At 70.2% G+C, this 23,853-nt stretch carries 22 protein-coding genes; 15 read left to right on the forward strand and 7 right to left on the reverse strand.

Annotated elements, in window-relative coordinates; all coding sequences use genetic code 11:
* Positions 1-13: 13 nt before the first annotated feature.
* The 10 genes from KA217_02850 (at position 14) to KA217_02895 (ending at position 10,010) form a co-directional block, all read left to right on the forward strand.
* Entirely contained in the window at positions 14-574 is a 561-nt protein-coding gene (locus KA217_02850; protein ID MBP7711390.1) for an RNA pyrophosphohydrolase, read from the forward strand.
* A 192-nt stretch (positions 575-766) separates the two neighbouring features.
* Positions 767-1,081 (forward strand): chaperone NapD, encoded by a 315-nt coding sequence (locus KA217_02855; GenBank protein ID MBP7711391.1) that lies wholly within the window; start codon positions 767-769, stop codon positions 1,079-1,081.
* A 50-nt stretch (positions 1,082-1,131) separates the two neighbouring features.
* Positions 1,132-3,873 (forward strand): nitrate reductase catalytic subunit NapA, encoded by a 2,742-nt coding sequence (napA, locus tag KA217_02860; protein MBP7711392.1) that lies wholly within the window; start codon positions 1,132-1,134, stop codon positions 3,871-3,873.
* A gap of 177 nt (positions 3,874-4,050) precedes the next feature.
* A complete protein-coding gene (gene napG, locus KA217_02865; GenBank protein MBP7711393.1) occupies positions 4,051-4,809 on the forward strand; it encodes a ferredoxin-type protein NapG in 759 nt (252 codons plus the stop codon).
* Between the two features lie 8 nt (positions 4,810-4,817).
* Positions 4,818-5,786: a quinol dehydrogenase ferredoxin subunit NapH gene (napH, locus tag KA217_02870; GenBank protein ID MBP7711394.1), complete on the forward strand. Its 969-nt coding sequence runs from the start codon at positions 4,818-4,820 to the stop codon at positions 5,784-5,786.
* Positions 5,783-6,244 (forward strand): nitrate reductase cytochrome c-type subunit, encoded by a 462-nt coding sequence (locus tag KA217_02875; protein ID MBP7711395.1) that lies wholly within the window; start codon positions 5,783-5,785, stop codon positions 6,242-6,244. The genes napH and KA217_02875 overlap by 4 nt, the downstream gene beginning before the upstream one ends.
* Before the next feature lie 159 nt (positions 6,245-6,403).
* The gene (locus KA217_02880) at positions 6,404-7,630 is read left to right on the forward strand and encodes a molybdopterin molybdotransferase MoeA (protein MBP7711396.1); all 1,227 of its coding nucleotides are present in this window, start codon (positions 6,404-6,406) and stop codon (positions 7,628-7,630) included.
* Between the two features lie 63 nt (positions 7,631-7,693).
* Positions 7,694-8,359 (forward strand): response regulator transcription factor, encoded by a 666-nt coding sequence (locus KA217_02885; protein ID MBP7711397.1) that lies wholly within the window; start codon positions 7,694-7,696, stop codon positions 8,357-8,359.
* A 1-nt stretch (position 8,360) separates the two neighbouring features.
* Entirely contained in the window at positions 8,361-9,695 is a 1,335-nt protein-coding gene (locus KA217_02890; protein MBP7711398.1) for an ATP-binding protein, read from the forward strand.
* A gap of 54 nt (positions 9,696-9,749) precedes the next feature.
* Positions 9,750-10,010 (forward strand): hypothetical protein, encoded by a 261-nt coding sequence (locus KA217_02895; protein MBP7711399.1) that lies wholly within the window; start codon positions 9,750-9,752, stop codon positions 10,008-10,010.
* Between the two features lie 54 nt (positions 10,011-10,064).
* On the opposite strand, the gene KA217_02900 is transcribed toward KA217_02895, so the two are convergent.
* Entirely contained in the window at positions 10,065-12,305 is a 2,241-nt protein-coding gene (locus KA217_02900) for a M1 family peptidase (GenBank protein MBP7711400.1), read from the reverse strand.
* 196 nt (positions 12,306-12,501) lie between these two features.
* Here KA217_02900 and KA217_02905 point away from each other — a divergent pair, with 196 nt between their 5' ends.
* Entirely contained in the window at positions 12,502-13,524 is a 1,023-nt protein-coding gene (locus KA217_02905; GenBank protein MBP7711401.1) for a ChaN family lipoprotein, read from the forward strand.
* A 73-nt stretch (positions 13,525-13,597) separates the two neighbouring features.
* Here the strand turns inward: KA217_02905 and KA217_02910 are convergent, their stop codons facing one another.
* Positions 13,598-14,848 carry a hypothetical protein gene (locus KA217_02910; protein MBP7711402.1) on the reverse strand — a complete coding sequence of 417 codons (1,251 nt, stop codon included), beginning with the start codon at positions 14,846-14,848 and terminating at the stop codon, positions 13,598-13,600.
* Positions 14,849-14,914: 66 nt separating this feature from the next.
* Here KA217_02910 and yeiP point away from each other — a divergent pair, with 66 nt between their 5' ends.
* The 4 genes from yeiP to KA217_02930 all read left to right on the forward strand — a co-directional run bounded on the left by yeiP (position 14,915) and on the right by KA217_02930 (position 18,535).
* Positions 14,915-15,478 (forward strand): elongation factor P-like protein YeiP, encoded by a 564-nt coding sequence (gene yeiP, locus KA217_02915; GenBank protein ID MBP7711403.1) that lies wholly within the window; start codon positions 14,915-14,917, stop codon positions 15,476-15,478.
* Between the two features lie 55 nt (positions 15,479-15,533).
* A complete protein-coding gene (locus KA217_02920) occupies positions 15,534-15,851 on the forward strand; it encodes a DUF3301 domain-containing protein (GenBank protein ID MBP7711404.1) in 318 nt (105 codons plus the stop codon).
* An 81-nt stretch (positions 15,852-15,932) separates the two neighbouring features.
* Complete coding sequence (locus tag KA217_02925) at positions 15,933-17,123, forward strand: HD-GYP domain-containing protein (GenBank protein MBP7711405.1); 1,191 nt, start codon at positions 15,933-15,935, stop codon at positions 17,121-17,123.
* Positions 17,124-17,170: 47 nt separating this feature from the next.
* The gene (locus KA217_02930; GenBank protein ID MBP7711406.1) at positions 17,171-18,535 is read left to right on the forward strand and encodes a bifunctional diguanylate cyclase/phosphodiesterase; all 1,365 of its coding nucleotides are present in this window, start codon (positions 17,171-17,173) and stop codon (positions 18,533-18,535) included.
* Here the strand turns inward: KA217_02930 and KA217_02935 are convergent.
* The 5 genes from KA217_02935 to KA217_02955 are packed head-to-tail and all read right to left on the reverse strand — an operon-like array spanning position 18,501 to position 23,845.
* Entirely contained in the window at positions 18,501-19,247 is a 747-nt protein-coding gene (locus KA217_02935; protein MBP7711407.1) for an FKBP-type peptidyl-prolyl cis-trans isomerase, read from the reverse strand. The two genes, KA217_02930 and KA217_02935, sit on opposite strands and share 35 nt — an antisense overlap.
* A gap of 49 nt (positions 19,248-19,296) precedes the next feature.
* Positions 19,297-20,097: a rhodanese-like domain-containing protein gene (locus KA217_02940; GenBank protein MBP7711408.1), complete on the reverse strand. Its 801-nt coding sequence runs from the start codon at positions 20,095-20,097 to the stop codon at positions 19,297-19,299.
* Between the two features lie 8 nt (positions 20,098-20,105).
* Entirely contained in the window at positions 20,106-21,116 is a 1,011-nt protein-coding gene (gene nrfD / locus KA217_02945) for a polysulfide reductase NrfD (protein ID MBP7711409.1), read from the reverse strand.
* Entirely contained in the window at positions 21,117-21,659 is a 543-nt protein-coding gene (locus KA217_02950; GenBank protein ID MBP7711410.1) for a 4Fe-4S dicluster domain-containing protein, read from the reverse strand. It lies immediately after the preceding gene.
* Positions 21,656-23,845, reverse strand: coding sequence for a molybdopterin-dependent oxidoreductase (locus KA217_02955; protein ID MBP7711411.1), 2,190 nt, complete (start codon positions 23,843-23,845; stop codon positions 21,656-21,658). Before KA217_02955 ends, KA217_02950 begins: the two co-directional genes overlap by 4 nt.
* Positions 23,846-23,853: the final 8 nt, after the last annotated feature.

Genomic DNA, 23,853 nt, shown 5'->3' on the forward strand with positions numbered 1-23,853 from the left:
GAAGCCAGCAACCGTGATCGACGCCGACGGTTTCAGGCCCAACGTCGGAATCATCCTGATCAATCAGGGCGGTCAGGTCTTGTGGGCGCGTCGCGTGGGCCAGGACGCCTGGCAGTTTCCCCAGGGCGGCATCCGGCGGCACGAAAGGCCCGACGAGGCGCTCTTTCGCGAGCTCTACGAAGAGGTCGGCCTGACTGTTTCTCAGGTGAAGGTCATCGGCTGCACCCGCGGTTGGCTCCGCTATCGCCTGCCCGAGCGCTTCATCCGCCGCCACCGCCAGCCCCTGTGCGTGGGCCAGAAGCAGCGCTGGTACATCCTGCGCTTCGTGGGGGAGGAGACAGACGTCTGCCTTACCCGGGGCGAGCGGCCGGAGTTTGACGACTGGCGCTGGGTGGACTACTGGACCCCCCTGAAAGAGGTGGTCTTCTTCAAGCGGCAGGTCTACCAGCGCGCGCTCGAGGAGCTCGCCCCGCTGGTCGGCCGGACCGGTCTCGCCGAGGTGTCCGAGGCGGACGAGGAGGGACCGCCGGAGGACCCCGGGTTGCCCCTGAGCCCGACCTCATCCTCCGAGTAGGGAGGTGCCGACACCCGGCGGGTTCGAGTGCCCCTGGAGGGGGGCGGGCGTGGCCTGCCGGCGGTTGGAGCGCTGCTTACCCTATCCACACAATCAACTTTTGACGTTGGTCAATCCAGCGCTCGCGGATCTGGCGTGTCGGCTGTTATTAATCTCGTCTAGACTCTTGCGTGTAGGTCCCCCCCCCCGCCCATGAACATATCCGGAATCCTGGTCGTCGTTCCGCCCGAGCGCCTGGAGCAGGCAGTCCTGGAGCTCGCCGCGCTACCCGGGGTCGACGTGCACCACACCGACCCCGCGACCGGGCGGATCGTCATCACCCAGGAGGGGGAGACCATCGGCGCCGAGGTGGACGGACTCAAGCGCATCAAGGCCCTTCCGTACGTGGTGCTCGCCGAGATGGTGCACCACCGATTCGAGGACAGCAGCGAGATCATCGACGCGATACCGTCGGAGTTGGAGGAGGACGACGGCCTCGCGCGAGTTCCGCCGTTTCTGAATGAGTAGGACCGGACCCCAAGGCTGGAATAACAGCACGACACTCGAGGAGGCTGGCTATGGCTGTTACCCGTCGTGATTTCCTGAAGAGCAGTGTTGCGGCATCCACGGCCATGGCGGTCGGGTTGCCCATAGGCGAGGCCGCCGCGGCCGCCGCGGGTGGCGGCGAAGAGGGCTGGCAGTGGGACAAGGGGGCGTGCCGGTTCTGCGGCACGGGCTGCGGCATCATGATCGCCACGAAGGACGGGCGGGTGGTCGCCACCAAGGGTGACCCTGACGCGCCGGTCAACAAGGGCCTGAACTGCATCAAGGGCTACTTCAACGGCAAGATCATGTACGGCAAGGACCGCATCACGCAGCCCCTGATGCGGATGACCGACGGCAAGTTCGACAAGAAGGGCAAGTTCACGCCGGTGACCTGGCAGCAGGCGCTGGACGAGATGGAGAAGCAGTTCCGCAAGGCCTACGACGAGAAGGGGCCGACCGGTATCGCCGTCATCGGGTCGGGACAGTACACGATCCAGGAAGGCTACGCCGCCTCCAAGCTGATCAAGGGCGGTTTCCGCAGCAACAACCTGGACCCGAACGCCCGGCACTGCATGGCCTCGGCGGTCGTGGCATTCATGCAGACCTTCGGCATCGACGAGCCCGCGGGCAGCTACGACGACATCGAGCACACCGACACGATCGTGTCCTGGGGCGCCAACATGGCCGAGGATCACCCGATCCTCTGGTCCCGCGTCACCGACCGCAAGATTGGCAACCCGAACGTCAAGGTGGTGAACCTGACGACGTTCCGCAACCAGACCTCGCACATCGCGGACGTCGAGATCATATTCCGGCCCGGCACCGACCTCGCGATCACGAACTACATCGCCCGAGAGATCGTCGCCCGCGACGCCTGGAACAAGCCCTTCGTCGAGAAGCACTGCGCCTTCGTCACCGGGCCCTACGACATCGGCTACGGCATGCGCCCGACCGACAAGTTCGCGTTCCCGGCCGAGAAGGACATCCAGGCGAAGGAGCTGAAGGTCGCGCTGGACAAGTACGAGGCCGTCGGTCAGCGCCGCCAGGAAGGGGAGGTGGTGGAGCAGAAGAGCGCGGCGAACCCCGACGCTCACTGGGTCATCAGCTTCGAGGACTTCAAGAAGGCGGTCGAGCCCTACACGCTCGACTTCGTCGCCGAGCTCTCCAAGGGCGACGTGGACGAGCCGCTGGATGCCTACAAGAAGAAGCTGCAGCAGCTCGCCGACTGGTACATCGACCCGAAGCGCAAGGTCGCTGCCTGGTGGACGATGGGCTTCAACCAGCACTATCGGGGCAGCTGGGTCAACGAGCAGCTCTACATGATCCACCTGCTGCTCGGCAAGATTGCCCAGCCGGGTAACGGGCCGTTCTCCCTGACCGGCCAGCCCTCGGCGTGCGGCACCGCGCGCGAGGTGGGGACCTTCTCCCATCGGCTGCCCGCCGACATGGTGGTCGCCAACCCGAAGCACCGGGAGACCACCGAGGGCATCTGGAAGCTGCCGGCGAAGACGCTCAACCCGAAGGTCGGCAGCCACATCATGAAGATCCTGCGCGACCTCGAGGACGGGTCGGTCAAGTTCTGCTGGGTGCAGGTGAACAACCCGTTCCAGGCATCGCCGAACGCCAACCACTGGCTGAAGGCGGCGCGCGACATGGACAACTTCATCGTGGTCTCGGACCCCTACCCGACGGTCTCGGGCAAGGTGGCCGACCTGATCCTGCCGGCGTCGATGATCTTCGAGAAGTGGGGCGCCTACGGCAACGGCGAGCGCCGCACCCAGGTCTGGCGCCAGCAGGTGCCGCCCATGGGTGATTCGCGCAGCGACGTCTGGATGATGCTGGAGTTCTCCAAGCGCTTCAAACTGAAGGAGGTCTGGGGCGAGAAGTCGATTCCCGGCCTCAAGGCGGAGGGGTTCGAAGACGGCAAGCTGCCGAGCGTGCTGGCCGAGGCCGAGAAGATGGGCTACTCGCCCGAGGACACGCTCTACAAGGTGCTTTTCGAGACCGAGGCCAACAAGAAGTTCAAGTGGCCGGACCCGGTCGCCAAGGGCCACGACAACCAGACCGTCAAGTACCTCGGCGTCAACTGGTTCGTGGAGAAGGCGCTGTTCGAGGAGTACGCCCAGTTCGGCCGTGGCCACGCCCACGACCTGGGGGACTTCGACCTCTACTACGACGACAAGGTGCGCGGTCTGCGCTGGCCGGTGGTGAAGGGCAAGGAGACCGTGTGGCGGTACAACGAGGAGCACGACCCGTACGTCGAGAAGGGCAAGGGCTTCTCGTTCTACGGCAAGGCCTTCAAGGAACTGCCCAAGGGTGATCTGGACAAGGTGACGGGCGAGGAGAAGGTGAAGCTCGGCGACAAGGCCAAGATCTTCTTCCGGCCGTACGCCGCTCCGCCCGAGGCGCCGGACAAGAACTACGACCTCTGGTTCTGCACCGGCCGCGTGCTCGAGCACTGGCACACCGGCACCATGACCCGGCGCGTGGAGGAGCTCCACCGGGCCTATCCGGCCGCCCAGCTCTGGATGAACCCGAAGGACGCCGAGGCGCGGGGCCTGAAGCGCAACGACCTGGTCTGGATCGAGTCCCGGCGCGGGAAGATCCAGGCGACGGTCGAGACCCAGGGCCGGAACACCATGCCCAAGGGATACACCTTCATCGTGTTCCACGACGAAGGCGTGTTCGTGAACAAGGTGTGTCTGGACGTGACCTGCCCGCAGTCGAAAGAGGCTGACTTCAAGAAGGCGGCGGTGAAGGTCTACAAGGCGTAAGCCGTGGGGGACGAGGTGGCCGGTCGTTCCTGGCCGGCTGCCTCGCGTGGTGGCCGTCGGAGCGCGGTTCTCCGGCGGCCCACCCCAGAGCCCACAGAGGGCCCCGAGTGAAAGGCGTTCCATCCCCGGTGCCCTCTGTGTGCTTTGTGGAAATCGACCGGAAGGCGTTGGGCTGTCGTGAGTGAATCGTCGCGGCGTGATTTCTTGATCAAGGCGGCCCAGGGCACGGCTCTGGCGGCGACGGGCGGCTTGGTCTGGTGGTTCCTGCTGCAGAATCAGGCGCGGGCCACGCCGTTCGCGATCCGCCCCCCGGGGGCGGGCACGGAGGCCGAGTTCAACGCGCTCTGCATCAAGTGTGGCCTGTGCCTGCCGGCGTGCCCCTACGGCACGCTGAAGCTGGCGGCCGCGGGTGAGTCCATCCCCATCGGCACCCCGTACTTCTTGCCCCGGGACGTGCCCTGCTACATGTGCCCGGACATCCCCTGCAAGGTGGCCTGTCCCACGGGGGCCCTCGATCCGGGGCTCACGGACATCAACCAGGCGCGCATGGGGCTGGCGGTCATCGACATCGAGAGCTGCCTGTCCTGGCAGGGTCTGCGGTGCGAGGTTTGCCACCGGGAATGCCCGGTGTCGAACCAGGCGATCACGGTCGCTCACCACCCGCGCAAGACCAGCAAGCACGCTGTGTTCGTACCGCTGGTGCACAGCGAGCACTGCACCGGTTGCGGGGTGTGCGAGAAGGCGTGCCCGACGGACGTGCCGGCCATCCGCATCGTCCAGGCGGACCTCGTGCAGGGAAAGATGGGGGCGCACTACCGGCTCGGGTGGACCATCGACACCCCGATCACCCAGGAGTTCGTGCCGGCCCAGGAGGCGGGCCCGGCCGGACCGGGGCGCGATACGACCGGGGCCGGCATCGATTATCTGAATGACTGAGCGGAGTCATGGCAACGGCACCTGACACCAGAGAGGGTTCGCAGCGGGGGGGGCGTCCGCCCGCGCGGCCCTTCGTGATGCCAGCGACCCTCGGGGGCAAGCTTCGCGTGTGGCGCTTCCTCATCGCCCGGCGCGCCGTCCAGGCGGGCCTGCTGTTGCTCTTCTTCGGGTCGCTGCACTGGGGCTGGAGCCTGTTCGGCCGGCTGCTCCTGGTGGGCAACTACTCGGCCTCCGAGGTGCTGGGGCTCGTGCCGCTCGCCGACCCGTTCGCCGTTCTGCAGACGGTGCTCACCGGTTACTTTCCGACCGCCGAGGTGCTGATCGGCGGGGGCCTGGTCCTGCTGTTCTACGGAGTCGTCGGGGGGCGGACGTGGTGTGCGTGGGTCTGTCCCATGAACCTGGTGACCGATGCCGCGGCCTGGCTGCGCAAGCGCCTGAAGGTCCGGGACCTCGCCAACGTGACCCGCAAGGTCCGTTACGGGGTGCTCGCACTCACCCTCGTTCTCTCCGCCCTCGCGGGTGTGGCCGCGTTCGAGTGGGTCAGCCCGATCTCGATGTTCCACCGGGAACTCCTCTTCGGGGCGGGTATCGGGTGGGCCGCGGTCCTCGGCGTGTTCCTGTTCGACGCCCTCGTGCTGCGTGATGGCTGGTGTGGGCACCTGTGTCCGCTCGGGGCCTTCTACGCGGTGCTGGGGGAGCGCACGGCGCAGGTGCGGGTTGCGTTCGTGGACGAACGCTGCAGCCGCTGCGGAGAGTGTGTTCGGGTCTGCCCGGAGCCGCAGGTCCTGAATTTCAAGAAGGCCGCAGAGGCCGGCATGGTTGCCTCAGGAGAGTGCATCAACTGCGGGAGCTGTATTCCAGTTTGCCCCGAGGATGCCCTGCGGTTCGATTGGCGCCACCGTATCGTGGCGGCACGGCGCGCGGGGGATTCGGGGCTCGAAAAGTCGCAGGTACCACCCAAAAGGAGGGTCGCATGAAAATCAAAACCGTTCTGATCGCTTCCGCATTGGCGCTGGCGGCCGCGGGCATCGTGCAGGCTGCGGGCACCGCGATGGACGACAAGGAGATGGGACTCAGCAAGTCGAGCGTCTTCGACGTGCCCGTCCCGCCGGCGTGGGATTACGCGACGACGCAGGGGACGATGCCCCGTTACTTCGGGGATGCCCCGCCGATGATCCCGCACTCGATCGCGGCCTACGAGAACATCACGCCCACCATGAACATGTGCGTCAGCTGCCACAAGCAGCCGGACAAGATGGGCCAGAAGGTCGCCGCGGGGATGCCGACGCCGATGCCCGCGAGCCACTACACGGACCTGCGGAATTCACCGACCAAGGTGGACAAGGAAGTGGACGGGTCCCGTTACAAGTGCACGCTGTGCCACCAGGCACAGGCGGACGCGAAGCCGCTGGTCGAGAATACGTTCAAGAAGTAGCCGTCCGTCTCGCGCGGGGCTTCCCCAGGGGAGCCCCCTCCGCCCCGGGGCGGAGTCGAGGGTCTTTCGAGGCGGGGCAGACAGCGTGTTGCCCCGCTTCGGTAGTTTGCATTGGCAGGCGCGCCCCGCGCCCAGCAGCGTCGGTATCCCATTGCCCCCATGAGCGGCGAAGCCTCCACGCTTTCTTTCGATGATGCGCTCGCCTTTCTGCTCGAGCGCGCCCGGCCCGTACAGGACACCGAGACCTCGGAGCTGCCGGCCGCGCTGGGCCGCGTGCTGGCAGGGCCGGTGGTGTCTCCGCACGACGTCCCGCCCTGGGACAACAGCGCCATGGACGGTTACGCCGTGCGCGTGGCGAACGTCTCGGGCGCGGGCGAGACGCGGCTTCGGGTGAGCCAACGCATCCCGGCTGGACACCGGGGCGAGCCCCTCGTCCCCGGGACAGCCGCGCGCATCTTCACCGGCGCCCCGGTGCCCGAGGGCGCCGAGGCGGTCGTCGTCCAGGAGGACTGCCGGGAGGAGGCGGGGGAGGTGATCCTCTCCGGCCCGGTACGCGCTGGTGACAACGTTCGCCCCCGCGGCAGCGACATCCGGGCCGGCAGCGAGGTCGTGGGCCGCGGCGAGCGGCTGCGCCCCCAGCATCTCGGTCTGGCGGCCTCGGTCGGCGCCGCTCGTCTCGAGGTGTACCGCCGCCTGCGCGTCACGCTGTTCTCCACGGGAGACGAACTGGTCGAGCCCGGTCTGCCGCTCGGCGAGGGGCAGATCTACAACTCGAACCGCTACACCCTTCGGTCCCTCCTCGGGATGCTCGGGTGCGAGGTCCGCGACCTGGGCATCGTTGCCGACGACTTCGAGACGACGCGTCGGGCGCTCGCGGAGGCCTCCGGGGCCACCGACGTCCTGTTGACGACCGGCGGCGTCTCGGTCGGGGAGGAAGACCACGTCAAGGCAGCGGTGCGCTCGCTCGGCCGCCTGGACCTCTGGCGGATCCGCGTCAAGCCCGGCAAGCCGCTGGCCTTCGGCCGGGTGGGGGAGGCGGATTTCCTGGGTGTGCCCGGGAATCCGGTCTCGGCCTTCGTCACCTTCCTGCTCTTCGTGCGGCCCTTCCTGCTGCGGCGCATGGGGGTGCTGAGGCCCGAGGTCCCGCGGTTCTCGGTGCCCGCGGATTTCCGGCACGAGCGGGCGGGAAAGCGCCGGGAGTTCCTGCGCGCCCGCCTGGTCGCCGGGCCGGACGGGACGGCGCAGGCGACGCTCTTCCCGCGCCAAGGCTCGGAGGTCCTTTCCTCTATCGCCTGGGCCGATGGCCTGGTCGAGTTGCTCGAGGGCAAGGTCGTCGCACCCGGCGACTTCGTCGGCTATCGCAGTTTTGCCGACCTGCTGAGCTGAGGGGTCCCCGGCTGCAGGGCTCGGTGCTCCCGTGACCGGGGTTCCCGGGGGGAAGCTGGCGCGATGAGGCTCTTACTGGTCGAGGACGACGCGCCGCTGCGTGAGCGCTTGCGCTCGGGGCTGCGTCAGGCGGGCTTCGCCGTCGATGTCGCCGCTGACGGGCTCGAGGCCGAGTCTTGCGGGGTGGCCGAGCCCTACGACGCGGTCGTGCTCGACCTGGGGCTGCCCGGCAAGAGTGGTCTCGACGTGCTGCGTGGCTGGCGGGCGGAGGGAAATCAGGTCCCGGTGCTCGTACTGACGGCCCGGGATACCTGGTCCGAGCGGGTGGACGGCCTCAAGGCGGGGGCCGACGATTATCTGGGCAAGCCGTTCCACCTGGAGGAACTGGTGGCCCGTCTGAACGCGCTCCTCCGCCGGAGCCACCCCGAGGCGGAGTCCTCCCTGGCGGCCGAGGGATTGCGCCTGGACGAGGACCGGCAGGTGGCCGTGCGGGCCGACGGCCAGGTGGTCCCTCTCACCGGGACCGAGTTCCGGCTCCTGCGCTACCTCATGCACCACCCGGGCAGGGTACTGTCGAAGAGCCGGCTGAGCGAGCACGTGTACGAGCTCGACGAAGACCGGGACAGCAACGTCATCGAGGTCTACGTCAATCGCCTGCGCCAGAAGCTCGGAAAGGACCTGATCCGCACCCGCCGCGGGCAGGGCTACGTCTTCGGCGAGGGGGACTGACGTGTTCTCCCTGCGGGCGCGGCTCACCGGCTGGCTGGTGGTCACGCTGGTGATCCTGCTCGCCCTGCACTGGCTCGTTTCGGGGATGGCGCCCCGGTTCATCGCCCAGGACTTCGTGGCGACGCGGCTCGGGCACGATACGGAGTCCCTCCTCGCGGGCCTGCACGTGGAAGAGGCAGGGGGGCTGCGGCTCGACGCGACGCACGTCGCGCCGGTCTACGATCGCCCCTTTTCCGGGCATTATTTCGTCATCTCGGGTGAGCGGGGCGAGGTCCGGTCCCGATCGTTGCACGGCGAGGACCTCCCGGGGCGTGCCCCGGAGACACCGGGCGTGGTGAGGATCTCCGAGGCCTGGGGTCCGCGGGGCCAGCCGCTGCTCGTGCGGGCCGAGACGCACGTGGTGTCCGGCAGGCCGGTGGGTCTGATGGTCGCCGAGGACCTCACCCCGGTCAGGGAGCACCTCGCTCGCATGCATCTGTGGTTCTCCGTGGGCACGCTGGCGGTCATGGGCTTGCTGCTCCTCATCCAGGGGGTGGTGGTCCGCTGGGGGCTGAGCCCCCTCGAGCGGGTGCGGGAGGACTGCCTGCGGCTCGAGTCGGGCGAGGTGGGCCGACTGTGCGAGGACGTGCCCCTGGAGGTCCGTCCGCTCGTGAACGAGGTGAACCGGCTCCTCGGGGTGATGAATCAGCGCCTGGAACGCTCGCGGAATGCCCTCGGGAATCTCGCCCACGCCATCAAGACGCCGCTCACTCTGCTGGCTCACGCCCTGGATGAGCGGGGAGGGGAGCGGCTCGGGCCTGATGTGCGTCAGGGCGTGGCGAAGATCCAGGAGGTGGTCGATCACGAGCTCGCGAGGGCCCGTCTGGCGGGACGCTCGTCCTCGACCGAGAGCTTCGCGCCGGCCCGGGAGCTCCCCGACCTGGTGGAGGTGATGCGCCGGGCTCACGCCGGACGTGCGCTCGACTTCGAGTTGCAGGTGCCGGAAGGGCTTGCGTTCCGGGGCGACCGGCAGGACCTCCTGGAGCTCTTCGGCAATCTCCTCGACAACGCGGCGAAGTGGGCCAGAGAGCGGGTGGTCCTGCGGGTGAGTGAGGGCGCGGGCCTCGCCTTCACCGTGGAGGACGATGGTCCGGGCATCCCCGGGGAGCGGCTGGGAGAGCTCTCGGGGCGCGGGGTCCGGCTCGACGAGTCGGTCCCCGGTCACGGCATCGGACTCCCCATCGTACGGGAGATCGTGGACCACTACGGCGGCTCCCTTGCCTTCTCCCGCTCGCAGGCCCTCGGCGGCCTGCGTGCCGAGGTCCGCCTTCCTGGGGCCGGGTACGGCCCGTTTTAAGGTTGGATTCAGGCGCCTCCTCTATTCTGTGTACGGGTAGAGGAGGTACCGGCGATGAATGCAGGCGAAGAACGTTCGCGGGGCATCGGCGATGCGGCCCTGGTCTTGCGCTGGATCCGGGCCAACGCCCTGGAGGCCTTCACCCTGCGGGAGTGTCAGCAGCGGCTGCGGGGGCGCTTCCGTAAGGCGGCGCAGCTCGAGCCGGTCATCGAGAGCCTGGTCGAGCAGGGGCGGCTCGAGCGCGTGGTTCCCCCACCGAAGGTCGGCCGCCCGCCGCGGCTCTTCCGGGTGGTCGACGCCGGCGCAAACGGTTGAGGGGCCCGTGCAGTCTCGGGCCTGCATCCCCGGGGCGAAGGCTCGGGCAAGTCCCTAGGGCTCGAGCGGCGGGGTCGGCGGGAGCCGCAGGGGGGTGTTGGCCCCCGCGGGGTCCAGCACCACGCCGAGGGGAGAATCGAGCGCCGCCCACTCGCCCTGGAGGGCGGCCTGCAGGCTCGGTGTGTCGAAGACGACGTAGCCCTGACGCCCGTAGTGGCGCAGCTTGCGGGCGATGCCCGCGACGGCTGCCTCATCCTCGGCGCCCACCCAGCCCAGCACCGCGGACGGCGCGTCCCGGCGGGGCAGCGCGAGCGTGAAGGCGTGCCCGGCCCTCGGCAGCGTCCGGTCGGCAAGCGTGACCCGGCCGCCGGAGAGGCCGCTGCTCCCCGGGGGGGAGGCATCAAATTCGTCCCGTCCGCGCGGGTGCGGCTCCTCGAGGTGGTCGCCCTGCCGGGCGAGGGCGTCCGCCACGTCAGCGAGGAAGCGGTTTTCCCACCCCAGGACCCACACCGGGCGATCGGCGGAAATGCTCTGGACCTCACTGTCCAGCACGGCCTCTCCGCCGCCACGGGCCCACTCGGCGGCGAGCGACCGATACGCCTGGAGAAGGGTGGCCGGCGCCGCACCGGGTAGCACCAGCAGGGGCTGACGGGCCCCGAAGAGCCGGCCGAGAGAGGCCGGGAGCTCCGCAGGGTCGAGCCGGCGGAAGAGGTCGAACCGCGGGTCCACCTGCAGGCGCACGGGCCGCGTGCTCGTGCGCACCTCGAACGGGGCGGACCGCCCGTCGAGCGCGACGGTCTTCACCACCGCCGGCAAGTCTCCCTCGCCCTGTACCGCCACGGGCACCTGCAGGCGATACGGCCGGCCCGTGCCGGTCTCTTCGATGCGTCCGCTCACCGCGTATCCGCCGCCCACGGCGGTCGCGGTGACCCCGGACAGACGGATCCTCGGCGCGCCCGTGCGCTCGACCCACTGCGCGAAGAACCAGCCCAGATCGCGCCCCGCCTCGGCCTCGAAGGCTCGCTGCACGTCCGCCCAGCCCGCGGTGCGGAAGAGGTGCTCCCGGTAGAGCCGGCGCAGCCCCTCCACGAAGGCCCGCTCGCCGACCTCCTGGCGCAAGGTGTGGAAGACCATCAGGGCCTTGTTGTACCCCACCGCCTGGGTGACCTCCCCGTGGCGTCCCCGGAAGGACGTGAGGGGGAAGTCCTGCGCCTCGTCGACGTAGTCCGCGTATTTCTGCAACGCCGCTCTCCGGTGGGCCGTGCCGCGTCCTTGCCGCTCCTGGACGAGGTGGTCGGCCAGGTACGAGGTCAGGCCCTCGGCCCAGTTGCCGGCGCGGTAGTCGATCCAGACCCCGTTGCCCCACCAGTTGTGGAGGATCTCGTGGGGGTAGGAGCTCTCCAGCAGGAACGGCAGCCGCAGGACCCGGGAGCCGATGAGGGTGAAGGAGGGCATCCCGTAGCCGGTCTCCCAGGTGTTCTCCAGGAGCGCGAACTTCCCGTAGGGGTAGGGCCCCAGGAGCTGGCTGTAGAGGTCCAGGTAGCGGTCGGTGGCCTCCAGGTAGCGCTGGGCGAGGTCCGGATCCGGGGCCCGGAGGTAGACCTGGGCCTCGCCGTGGGGCGTCGCCTTCCGGTACACCGTGAAAGGGGCGGCCACGAGGTAGATCTCGTCCTGGAGCCGGCGCTCTACCCAGCGGGTCCCCTCTGTCCAGCGGGTCCCCTCGGTCCCGCCCACCGTCCCGGCACCGTCCTCGACCCCCTGGCTCACCGACCTCCAGCCCGGGGGAAGCGACACCGTGAGGGAGAAGGTGAGGGGTCCGCCAGGGTCGGGATACCAGCCGCTCGCCCCGTCCAGGTACACGGTCGCAGGGTCGATCAGGCCCGGGGTGCTGGGCATCGGTCTGCCGCCGTCGGTCGCGATGTCGGTGACGGGGTGGCGCAAGAGTCCCCCGTAACGGATCGTGAGCCGGGGGCTCTGCGCCGGGACCTGCGCGCGAAACCTTTCGAGCGGGACGGCGGCGGTGGCGGTGCCGGTCCGCTCCAGGCTTGCGCCGGGCGTCCCGGTCCTCGGCTCGAGACCCGCGTGCAGGGTAAGCTCGAGCGTGGTCGTCCCGGCGGGGAGCGTCAGCGTATCCTCCGCATCGAGCCTACCGCGCAGGGGGTCGAGCTGGACCTGCAGGTCATGGTGGACCTGGGTCGGGGCGGGTGGGGTGACGGTGAGCGCGAGCACGCCGAGGAGCGCTGGAACCCAGAAGGGGGTCCGGTGGTCAGGGTAGGGGTAGGCAGAACGGGACATCCGCATGAACCTCATCGCTCGTTCCGGTGCGGCCGCCGCGACCCTTGCGGTGCTGCTCCTGTCGGTTCCTGCCGCCGCGGTTCCCGGCGCGGTTCCCGGCTCGGGTCCCGGATCGGTTCCCGGCGCAGGGCCGCGTGAGCGGCCGGCGCAGGGCTTGGCGGCCCCGGAAGGTTCGCCTGTCGCGAGGGCCATCGATATGCGCGCAGTGCCCGCCCTGGAGCGGATCATCCCACGTCTGGACCGGACGCGGGTCGTGTTCGTCGGGGAGACTCACGACCGTCTCGACCACCACCTGAACCAGTTCGAGGTGATCCGGGGCCTCCACGCGCGGCGCCGGGCGATCGCCATCGGCATGGAACAGTTCCAGCAGCCTTTCCAGGGTGTGCTCGACGACTACGTGGCGGGCCGCGTCTCCGAGCGCGAGATGCTGGAGCGTACGGAGTACTTCGAGCGCTGGCGCTTCGACTACCGCCTGTACCGGCCCATCCTGCAGTACGCCCGGGAGCACGGCATCCCCTTGGTCGCCCTGAACGTTCCCGCCGAGATCACCACGAAGATCGGCCGGGAGGGCCTCGGGGGTCTGAGCGAGGCCGAGCGCGCCCAGGTGCCCGCGGAGATCGACCGCAGCGACGAGGCCTACCACGCGCGGCTGCGCACCATCTTCGATCAGCACCCGAGGGGCGGCGAGCAGAGCTTCGAGCGCTGGCTCGAGGTGCAGCTGACCTGGGACGAGGGCATGGCCGAGTGCGCCGCCCGTTACCTCGCAGAGAACCCCCGCCGCACGCTGGTCGTGCTGGCCGGTTCCGGGCATCTCACCTACCGCTCGGGGATCCCCAACCGGGTGGCACGCCGTTCGGGTGTCTCCGGAATGGTGCTCCTGCCCATGGACGGTGTGGCGCTCGAGCCCGAGGTGGGCGACTTCCTCCTGACCTCCCCGTCGCGGAGCCTGCCCCCGTCGGGCCGGCTGGGGGTGGGAATCGAGACGCAGGAGGGCCGGGTGCGGGTGGCGTCCGTGGAAGCGAACAGCGGCGCGCAGGAGGCGGGGATGCGGGAAGGCGACGAGATCGTCGCCATCGACGGTCATCCGGTCGCGCGGTTCTCGGACGTGCGCCTCGCGCTCTGGGATCGGTCGGCCGGTGAGCAGTCCACGGTCGAGGTCCTTCGCCGGCGCTGGATCGGCCCGGACGAGCCAGCGACGCTCACGGTCACGTTGCGCTAGGCCTGCGCCAGGCCTGCGCTGAGGCTGCGCCGGGCCTGCGGCAGGGCTGCGCCAGGCCTGCGCTGGGCCGTGCTCACGGGCGGTACATGGGGCAGGCCGAGACGCGGCGGTCGACCTCGTCGAGCACCTCCTGGTAGGCGGGGCTCCCGACCTCGCCGTACCGGCGCCGGAGCTCGATTTCGGAGAGGTACTCGGGCAGGCCGTCGACCGCCGGCATGAAATCGGCCTCCGTGGTCTGCGCCGCCAGCCGGGCCCGCCACGCACGCGCGGTGTCGGGCGAGCGCACGGCAAGCTCGCCGAAGCGAGTCCCGGCCCGGTCCGCGGCCAGGTCCGTGAAGCTGAAGCCGCTGCCGCCACGGGCGTCGGCGAGCTCCTTGGAGAGCCCGAGGGCCTCGGAGACCGCGCTGCCGGAGGCCGCGGTGACCGCGGCAGACGTGAGGAAGTGCTGGGCGAGGTCGACCCGGCCCCGCAGGACCAGACGCACGCCGCGCCGGGGAGCGGCCTCGGCGTCGGGCGCGAGCAGGCGCAGGTCCTTGCCGAGGGCGTGGGCGGCGAGGACGACCAGGAGGGCCCGGTTCTCGGCCGCCGGGTCGTCCCCTGCGGGCTCCACCCCGGTGAGGTCACGGAGAGCGCTCGCAAGCGGCAAGGACCGGCCGGCAGGCACGGCGGCGAGGGATGCGAGGAGTCTGCGCTGGAACTCCATCAGGCGCTCCCGGTCGGCGGGCGGCACGAGCTGGTCCCGCGCGGCACCGACCAGGTCGGGCCGCCACTCGTAGCGGACTCGGAGCGCGTCGGGCGCGACCTGGACCTCGCGCACCGATTCCCGGGCGATGCGAAAGCCCGGCTCCTTGGCCAGTTGTTCCCACGTCCGCCGCCAGGCCCAGGCGGCGAGGGCGTCCGGAACGGGTACCCGACCGACCCGCAGGTCGCCGAGGGAGAGCTCGGCGCCCCTCGCGCGCAGGGTCGCCTCGACGTTCAGGAAACGCCCCGCCGGGTTCTCGGGCAGCTCGCGGCTGCCGACCAGACGCACCTCACCGGTCCCGAGGGTCGCCCGCGTCGCGGCCATCCCGACGCGCTGACCCAGGTAACCCACCAGCGCGTTCACGTCCTGGGCGCTCAGGGAGAGCGTGCGGTCGCCCGATTCCGGCTGCCGCCGGGGGTCGTGCTCGCGCAGCATGCGCTCGGCCCGGGTGAGCTCCTCCGGCGAGAGAGGGGCGACGTTGGTGACGAGGGGTTGGTCGTCCAGGGCCAGCACCAGCAACAGCCCGGCGGCGGCCAGGGCGATGGCGGGGAGGAACAGGACCAGGCGCAGGATCAGTCGCATGGCAGGCACCCTGGCGTCGACGGTTGGGGCACCGTAGGATCGCGCCCGTTTTCGGAGGGGTCGGCAATGAAGGCAAGCGAGCTCAAGCGGGGCACGGTAGTCTCCATCGAGGGCCGCGCGTACATGGTACGCGAGGTGAGCGTCCAATCGCCCTCCTCGCGCAGTGGAAACACCCTGTACAAGGTCCAGTTCCGTGAAGTGGTGACCCGCCAGAAGCTCGAGCAGTCCTACCGGGGCGACGACGACCTGCAGGAGGTGTCGTTCGAGCGCCGGCCGGTGCAGCTCCTGTTCCGGGAAGTGGACTCCTGCACCTTCATGGACCTGGAGGACTACCAGCAGTACCCGATGGACCACGAGGCGATTGCCGCCGAACTGCCCTATCTCGTGGACGGACTCACGGGCCTCTACGCCCTGGTCTCGGAAGGTACCGTGCTCGGGCTCGAGCTTCCGGCGACGGTCGAGCTGGAGATCGTGGACTGCGCCCCTTCGCTGAAGGGCGCTTCGGCGTCCGCTCGGACCAAGCCGGCCACTCTCTCCACGGGCCTCGTCGTCCAGGTGCCGGAGTACATCGCCCCAGGAGAGCGGGTGCGGGTGAACACGGTCACCGGCGAGTTCATGGCGCGGGCCTGAGGCGCGGGCTCACGGCCAGCGCGGGGGGCGCGGGGTGTTCAGTCTGGAAGTCGTCATGGGGCTCGCGGCCCTCGCCCTGGCCACCCATCTCTGGCAGGACGGACTGCGCGCCCGTGAGGGGGCCCTGGCCGCCGCGCGCCGCGCCTGCCAGGACCTGGACGTTCAGCTCCTGGACCAGACCGTCGCACTGCGCCGGCTCTCCTTCGCCCGGGGCGCGAGCGGCTGGTTGCGCCTGCGGCGCGAGTTCGGTTTCGAGTTCAGCGTCGAGGGAACCGAGCGGCGCCGCGGCTACGCGGTGGTCCTCGGCGGTCGCGTCGAGACCGTGCACCTGGAGCACCCCGAGGGCCCGGTGGTCCTTCCGCGCTACCCCTGAGCGCGGCCCCATCAAGCGCCACGGACGGGTGCCGATAAGTCCTCCGAGCCCGGGCCGGTGCACCGCGTGAGGAGGCCAGCTTTGCTGGAGAAGAGAGTCACTCTCAGGCAACTACGCCCGGGCATGTACGTCTCGCGGCTCGACCGCCCGTGGCTCGGGACGCCCTTCCCCCTGCAGGGCTTCCAGATCCGCGTCGGATCGGACATCGCGGAGCTGCACAAGCACTGCAAATTCGTCTACATCGACGTCGAGCGGGGCCTCGACGCCAAGCCCGAGAAGCTCGACATCCCGCCGCCCACCCTGAGGAGCAAGCCCGACCCGGTGGAGGCCCAGGTCGAGCTCCCGAAGGCCAGGCAGAGCACGGAGCAGGTCTCCAGCGAGCTCACGCGGATCTTCGAAGGTGCCAAGTCCGGCGGTCGGGCCATCCAGACCGCCCAGCTCAAGGCGGGCATCACGGGGCTGGTCGACAGCGTCCTGCGCAGCACCGACGCCGCACTGCTCCTCGCCCGGCTCAAGCGCAAGGACAACTACACCTACACGCACGTCCTCAGCTGCTCGCTGCTGGCTGTCATTCTCGGCAAACAACTCATGCTCGAGAAGGGCGAGCTGCAGAAGCTCGCCCTCGCGGCGTCCCTGTTCGACATCGGCAAGACCCACGTTCCGGACGAGCTGCTCGTGAAGAGCGGCCCCATGACGGCAGCGGAATTGTCGCTCTTGCGCCGGCACGTCGAATTCGGGGTGAAGGTGCTGAAGGAGACGCGGGACATCGACGAGAGCACCATCAACGCGGCCCGCTACCACCACGAGCGTCACGACGGCAGCGGTTACCCCGAAGGACGGGTGGGCAGGGACATCCCGCTCTTCGCGCGCATCGTCGGGCTCGTGGACACCTACGACGCGATGACCAGCACCCGCGTGTACCGCAGCGCGATGTCCCACGAGAGCGCGATCCGCGAGCTCTACGAGCTGCGCGACAAACACTTCCAGCCGGAGCTGATCGAACACCTGATCCAGTGTCTCGGAACCTACCCGGCGGGCACGCTCGTGGAGCTGACGACCGGTGAGGTGGCCATCGTGGTGGAGCAAAACCTGGTCCGCCGGCTGCGCCCCAAGGTCATGGTGATCCTGGACGCCGACAAGCGGCCGCTCGAGCACTTTCCCCAGGTCGATCTCCTCACCGAGTCGGTCAGCGACCACGGGACACCCGTTGCGATTGCCTCGACGCTCGCCCCCGGAAGCTACGGGGTGGACGCGAGCGAGTACTTCATCTGACGGCCGGCGAGCCTCTCGGCAGCACGGGACGAACGGACAGGCGACGGATGGCGCTCGATCAGCAACCCCTCGGCCGGCCCCACGAGACGTGCCAGCGCCTTTCGCGCACGGGGGTGGTCTCCCTGGTCGCGGAGGAGTTGGGCCGCAGCCCGGGCTCGAGCGCCGCGCTCATCCTCCTCGCACTGCGCACCTATCGGGTCATCAACACGACCTTCGGGTACGGTGCCGGCGAAGAGTTCGTGCAGCAGGTCGGCACCATGCTGCAGGCCCAGTTGCGCCCGGTGGACCGCGTGGCCACGCTGGGCGGCGGAGAGATCGCGGTCGTCCTGCCGGGGTTGAAGAACCCCGAGCACGCGCTGCTCGCCGTGGCCAAGGTCAGACGCTTGCTGACCGGCAAGTTGAAGGTCGGCACGGAGCTCTTGGGGATGAATTCGACGCTCGGCGTGGCGGTGTTCCCCGCCCACGCGGGGACCGCCGAAGGCCTGGTGCAGCGCGCCGACGTCGCCCTCGGAACGGCGCTCAAGCACGGAAAGCCCTTCGTTCCGGCGACTGCGCTGGAAGGGCAGCCCGACAGCGCACTGCTGCTGGCGCAGGAGCTCGAGGCCGCGATCGCGGGGAACGACCTCTCGCTGTACTACCAACCGAAGGTGGCGCTGGCCGAGGGCCGCATCTGCGGTGTGGAGGCGCTGAGCCGCTGGCGGAGCCCCACGCGGGGCTTCGTCTCTCCGGATCGGTTCGTGACGGTCGCCGAGGAGCACGACCTCATCAAGCCGCTCACCCTCTGGTCGCTCAACGTCGCGCTGAAGCACGCGCGCGACTGGAGCGAGATCTGGCCGGGGGCGAGCGTCGCGGTCAACCTCTCGGCGGCACTCCTGGCGGACCCGGAGATCACCGCGCTCGTCCAGCAGGCGCTCAACATCTGGGACGTGGTCCCCGACCGCCTCACCCTCGAGGTCACCGAGAGCGCGGTCATGGAGGACCCGGAGCGCAGCCTCGCGACCCTGGGGCGCCTGCGCGAGGTCGGGGTGGGTCTGGCGATCGATGACTTCGGGACGGGCTACTCGTCGTTCAACTACCTGCGCAAGCTGCCCGTCGACGAGCTGAAGATCGACAAGTCCTTCGTCCTCGGGATGCTGGGGGACCCGAGCAGCGCCAAGATCGTGAAGGCCGTCGTGGACCTGGGCCACACGTTCGGGCTGAAGATCGTCGCCGAGGGCGTGGAAGACGCCGACACGGTGCAGGCGCTCACCGAGCTCGGCTGTGATTGCGGACAGGGCTACCACTACGCACGCGCCCTGCCCGCCGAGGAGATGGCGCAGTGGCTCGTCTCACCCCGCAGCGGACTCATGCGCAGTGCGCCGGCGAGCCCGGAGCGGCTCACTCGATGCCGAGCAGCTCCACGTCGAAGATGAGCGTCTCGTCCGGCCCGATGACCCCGCCCGCACCGGCGTGGCCGTAGGCGAGGTCGGAAGGCACGAAGAGCTGCCAGCGTGAGCCGACCGGCATCCGGGTGAGGGCCTGCTGCCAGCCCTCGATCACCTGGCCGACGCTGAGTACGGTGGGCTCCCCGCGCCGGTAGGAGCTGTCGAACTCCGTACCGTCGATGAGGGTCCCGGCATAGTGCACCCGCACCTGGTCGGTGGCCTGGGGTACCGGCCCGGTGCCGGCCTTGACCACGCGGTACTGCAGGCCCCCCGGAAGCTCCACCACGTCGGGGTTGTTGCGGTTCGCCGTGAGGAATGCCGCCCCCTCGCTGCGGTTGCGCTCCGCCTCGGCGAGTCCCGCCTGGCCCTGTTTCGCCTCGAACTGGCGCAGCACGTTCTCGCGGTCGCCCGCGGAGAGCCGCGGCGGCGAGCCGGCCGCGCCGTCCTGTACCCCTCGTGCCAGTACGGAGGCATCCAGGGGCAGCGCCTCGCGCCGCAGTTGCTCCCCCAGCTGGTACCCGATGGTGTAGCTGAGGCGACGGGCGTCGGTGTCGAGCCGCGGGGCCTCGCCACTCGGCGCACTCCCGGCCGCAGACGGGGTGTTCCCTGCGGCGGGGGGTGGCGCGCCGTCCCCGCACCCGGCGAGGACGGCGGCGAACAGGGTGGGCAGTGCCCGGCGAGCGAGCGTCAGTCGAGACACGTCAGAGCCTCCCCCGTGGATGGGAATTCGGGTGCGCGCCGCTCTCACCTCAACAGCCCTCGTTCACGATCAATCCCCCACCGCCGGCCGGTGCCGCGGGTGCCGCCGGGGCTGCGGGAGCCGTGGGCGCAGCGGGCGCGGCCGGTGCCGCGGGCGCAATCGGGGCAGCCGGGGCCGCCGGTGCGGCGGGAGTGGGCGCCTCGAGCGGTGCGACCGGCGGGGTGAAGGCGGCCGCCGGCGCAGAGGGCAGGGCCGCAGAGGCGGGTGGCGTCGGTGCCTGTGCGGAGGCGGCTGCCTCCGCGACCCTCACGAAGCCGCTCGTGCGTGCCTGGGCCCACTCGGCGGATTCGCGGCAGGCCGCCGCGAGCCGCTTGCCGTCGCCCGGATCGCGCGCCCCGAGGGCCGTTGCCTGACCCAGGTGGGCGAGCCAACCCCGGTAGCCGCCGTCGAGCGAATAGGCCTCGATGCCGGCGAGGCGCAGCAGCACCGCAGCCTGTGCCCCGGAAGAGGCCTCCTCCCCGTACACCACGACCACGCCCCCTTTGCCAAGGCGCTCGGCGCCCGCCCGGCTCACGGCCTCCGGGAGCGGCATGTGCTCCGCGCCCCGGATGGGCCCCGCGTCGAACTCGGAGTGGGTGCGCAGGTCCACGAGCCGCAGGGCGCGATTTCCCGCGGCGACCCAGTCCGAGAGCTGCTGCGCTGTCAGCCGGTACTCCCCCTGGGCCACGCCGGCCGCGACCGCGCCGAGAGAGGGGGCGGCGGAGGCCACCGGGGCCCGCTCACAGCCGGCCAGGGGGGTGCTCGCCAGGGCCGCGGCCAGGGCTGCGATGCGGAAGGCCTTTGCGTTCATGGTCTCGTTCACTCCCGAGTTGAGTGGAGCCGCTCCAGCCACCGCGCGTCGTGCTCCTGGGCGTACTGCTGGTAGGCGGTGCGCTGTCCGATCTCCACGGTGATCTCGCGCAACAGGTATCCGCCCACGAGCACGAGGAGCGGTGCGGCGAGGAACCAGAGGCAGATCCCCCTCAGCTCGAGCACCTCGAGCCCGAGCGGCACCAGGAGCCCCAGGCCCACGAACAGGACCCAGAAGGCCAGCGCCTGCTCGCCGAAGAACACCTCGCGGGCGGCCTCCACCTGGACCGCGCTGCCCGTCGCGAGGCTCACCAGCAGGAGGGCGACGAGCACGAGCTCGGCCAGGATGAGGCCGATGTCGATGCGGGTGAAGAGGGTCTTCTCCTCGTGGTGGAAGCGGGCCGCGAGGACGATGAGCGCCGCCGCGGTGGAGAGCCCCGACACGAGGAAGAGCGGCCCGAGGACGCCGGAGTTCCAGAAGGGCCGGGCGTTGAAGGCGCTCAACAGGATCCCGGTGTAGACCCCGAGCGCGGCGCCGGAGACGAGGGTCGCCGCCGCGATGGGGCGGCGTGTCCGCTCGGCCGCATCGATCAGGGCGGACATGCCGGGCACCCGGGCCGCCTGGGCGGCGAGCGCGGGATAGCCGGCCCGCAGGCTTGCGAGGATGAGGGCGATGCTGGCCGGGTAGACGAGGAGGAGGAACCAGGCGCCCCAGGACATGGGCGAGGTCGGCTCGAAGGTGGTGTAGAAGCGGTAGACGTAGAGCTTGTGGGAGAGGTCGAGGAACAGGAACAGCATCCCCGCGGAGAGCACCAGGGGGGCCAGCAGGATCGCCTGCCGGCCGGCGAAGGGCGACTGCTCCTCGCGCCGGGTGAGCACGATGACCGCGGCGAATACCATGAGCCCGGCGGTGAGCCCCCCGAGGTAGAGGTAGAGCGGGATCTCCCAGCCCCAGACGGAGAGCACCGGGTCGATGCCGGGGTTGTGGCGCAGCGTGACGAGCAGCTCTTCGGTGGCCATCTAGGTGAGGTAGTACACGTTGGGCTGGTTGCCGGTCTCCGGGAGCAAGACCTTCCAGGGGCGGGTCGCCAGCAGGCGGCTCACCGTGCTCGCGGGGTCGTCGAGCACGCCGAAGTGCATGCAGTGCGTGGGGCAGGTCGCGACACACGCCGGGTCGAGTCCGCGCTCCACGCGGTGCGCGCAGAAGGTGCACTTGTCCACGTAGCCGTCGGGGCGCATCACCAGGCGCGCGTCGTAGGGGCAGGCCGCGATGCAGGCCTTGCAGCCCGTGCACTTCTCGGGTGCCACCAGCACGATGTTGGTGTCGCCCCAGAAGTGGCTCGCGCCGGTGGGGCAGGTGTACACGCAGGTGGCATGCGAGCAGTGGTTGCAGCGCTCGCTGCGAAACTCTGTGCGGAGCTCGGGGTAACGGCCGTGGGTGGCCTCGACGACCCAGTCACGGTTCAGGCCGTCGGGGACGCGGTTCTCGGTCTTGCAGGCGACCACGCAGTCCCCGCAGCCGATGCACAGCCGGGTGTCGATCACCATTGCGTAGCGGGTCACGCCGGCGTGTCCTCCGCCATCACGGTCACGAAATTCGCACGCATGCCCGTGCCGCCCATCAGCGGGTCGACCTTCACCCGCGTCATCAGGCCCGTGTCGTCAGCCCCGGCCCCGCGGGCGAGGTTGAGCCCGGGCGCGGTGTGGCCGAAGCCGTGGGCGAGGTACACGCAGTCGGGGCGGATCCGCTCGGTGACGCGCACGCGCACCGGCAGGCTCACCGCGCCGTCCTGGTTCTTCAGGCGCACCCGTTGCCCGCTCGCGAGGCCGCGCGGACGGGCGGCGTCCGGGTGCACCCACAGGGTGTTCTCCGGCATCAACTGGAAGAGCAGCGGGTTGTTGCCGGTGCGCCCGAAGGTGTGGGCGGGCGCGCGGCCGTAGACGAGGCGCAGGAAGCCAGCGGGCGTCTCCTCGGGCGGGGTGTAGCGGGGCAGGGGGTCGAGCCCGGCCTTCGCGAGCTCCGTGGAATGGAGCTCGATCTTGCCCGTCGGTGTCCGGAAGCGCACCGCCTGTCCCGGCGTGAAGTACGCTGCGGTCTTGCGCGGGAAGCGCTTGAGCCCCACGCGCTGCATCTCCGCGAGGGAACTGCCGACCTGCTGCAACTGCCAGTCCAGCACCTCCGCGTAGTCTTGCCACGGGAACCAGGCGCCGAGCCCCAGGCGGTGGCCCAGCTCGCGCGCGATCCACCAGGCCGGCTTCGTCTCGTAGCGGGGGGCTAGCGCAGGCATGCGCAGGGCGAGGGAGGGCTCGCGCTCGGGGGCGTTGCGCAGCTCGTCGTAGCGCTCCAGGTAGGTGCACTCGGGCAGGACGACGTCCGCGTACCCCGTCACCTCGGCGGGCTGCACGTCCACGACGACGAAGAGGTCCAGTTTCTGCGAGGCCTCCTCGAGCTTGCCGGTGACCGCGGGGATGCTGAGTGGAAGGTTCGTGCCGTAGACGATCCAGCCCCGATAGTAAGGCCGCTCACCCACCGAGGCGTCGATGACGGCGTTGGTGACGTCGGCGTCGGCGAACGGGAACCCCCCGCGCCGGGCCTGGAGGTCCGCCGCCTTCGACTTGGGGTAGGGCGGCGTCGGGTATTCCGGCAGGCTCACCTTCTCCGGCGCGTAGAAGCCGCCCGGCCGGCCCCAGGACCCGAGAAGCGCGTTCAGGATGGCGATGGCCCGGCTGCGCTGGGTGTCGTCCCCGTACCACGTGACGTGGCGGCCCGGGTGCACCAGGGTCGCGGGGGCGTGCCGCGCCATCTCGCGGGCGGTCTCGCGGATCACCTGCGGGTCGATGCCCGTCTCGAGCCAGGCCCACTCGGGGGTGAACGGCTCGACGTGCCGGGTCAGCTCGGCGAGGCCGTGGCAGTAGCGCTGGACGTAGTCGCGGTCGTAGAGCCCCTCGCCCACGATGACGTGCGTCCAGGCGAGCAGGAGCGCCAGATCGGTGCCCGGGCGGATCGGCAGCCAGTACCGGGACTTCGCGGCGGCGACCGAGAACCTCGGGTCGACCGTGATGACGCTGGCACCGGCCTCGATCGCCCCGATGAAGTCCTGCACCTGCCCGTTGTGCAGGTTCTCCCCGAGGTGCGAGCCGATCAGCACGATGCAGCGCGAGCGTGCCATGTCGGTGCGCTCGGGGGAGCCGAGCAGCTCCCCGAAGGTCAGCCGGAAGCCGACGTCGCGCGGACCCCGACACTGGGCGAAGGAGGGCGCGGCGTAGGTGTCCGCGCCATAGGCCCGCAGCAGGTGTCGGAAGAAGGCCCCGCCGGAGCCGTGGCTGAAGAGCGCGACCCGCTCGGGGCCGTGCTCCCTCGCGATCCGCTGCAGGCGCTCGGCGATGTAACCGAGCGCTTCGTCCCAGGAGACGGGCCGGAAGCGCTGCTGCCCGGGCTTCCCTTCGCGCAGCAGCGGCTGGCGCAGCCGGCTCGGGTCGTCCCAAGCCCCCGGTCCGGCGGTGCCCCGGGTACACAAGCGCCCGCCCGAGTGCGGGTCGTCCGGGTGGCCGCTGACCTTCCAGGGCCGCCCGTCGTGCACGTGGGCGTAGCCCGCGCACCTCCAGAAGCACACCTCGCAGACGGTCGGGGTGACCACCGCCTCCGAGTCCCGGGGCACGCGGGGCTCGACCCCGCAGCCGGGGAGCGCCCCCGTGGCGGCACCGAGTCCGGCGGCGCCGGATATCCGGATGAAGTCACGCCGTTTCAAGTTCTTCG

The organism is Gammaproteobacteria bacterium (assembly GCA_017999615.1).
Taxonomy (GTDB): Bacteria; Pseudomonadota; Gammaproteobacteria; order JAABTG01; family JAABTG01; genus JAGNLM01.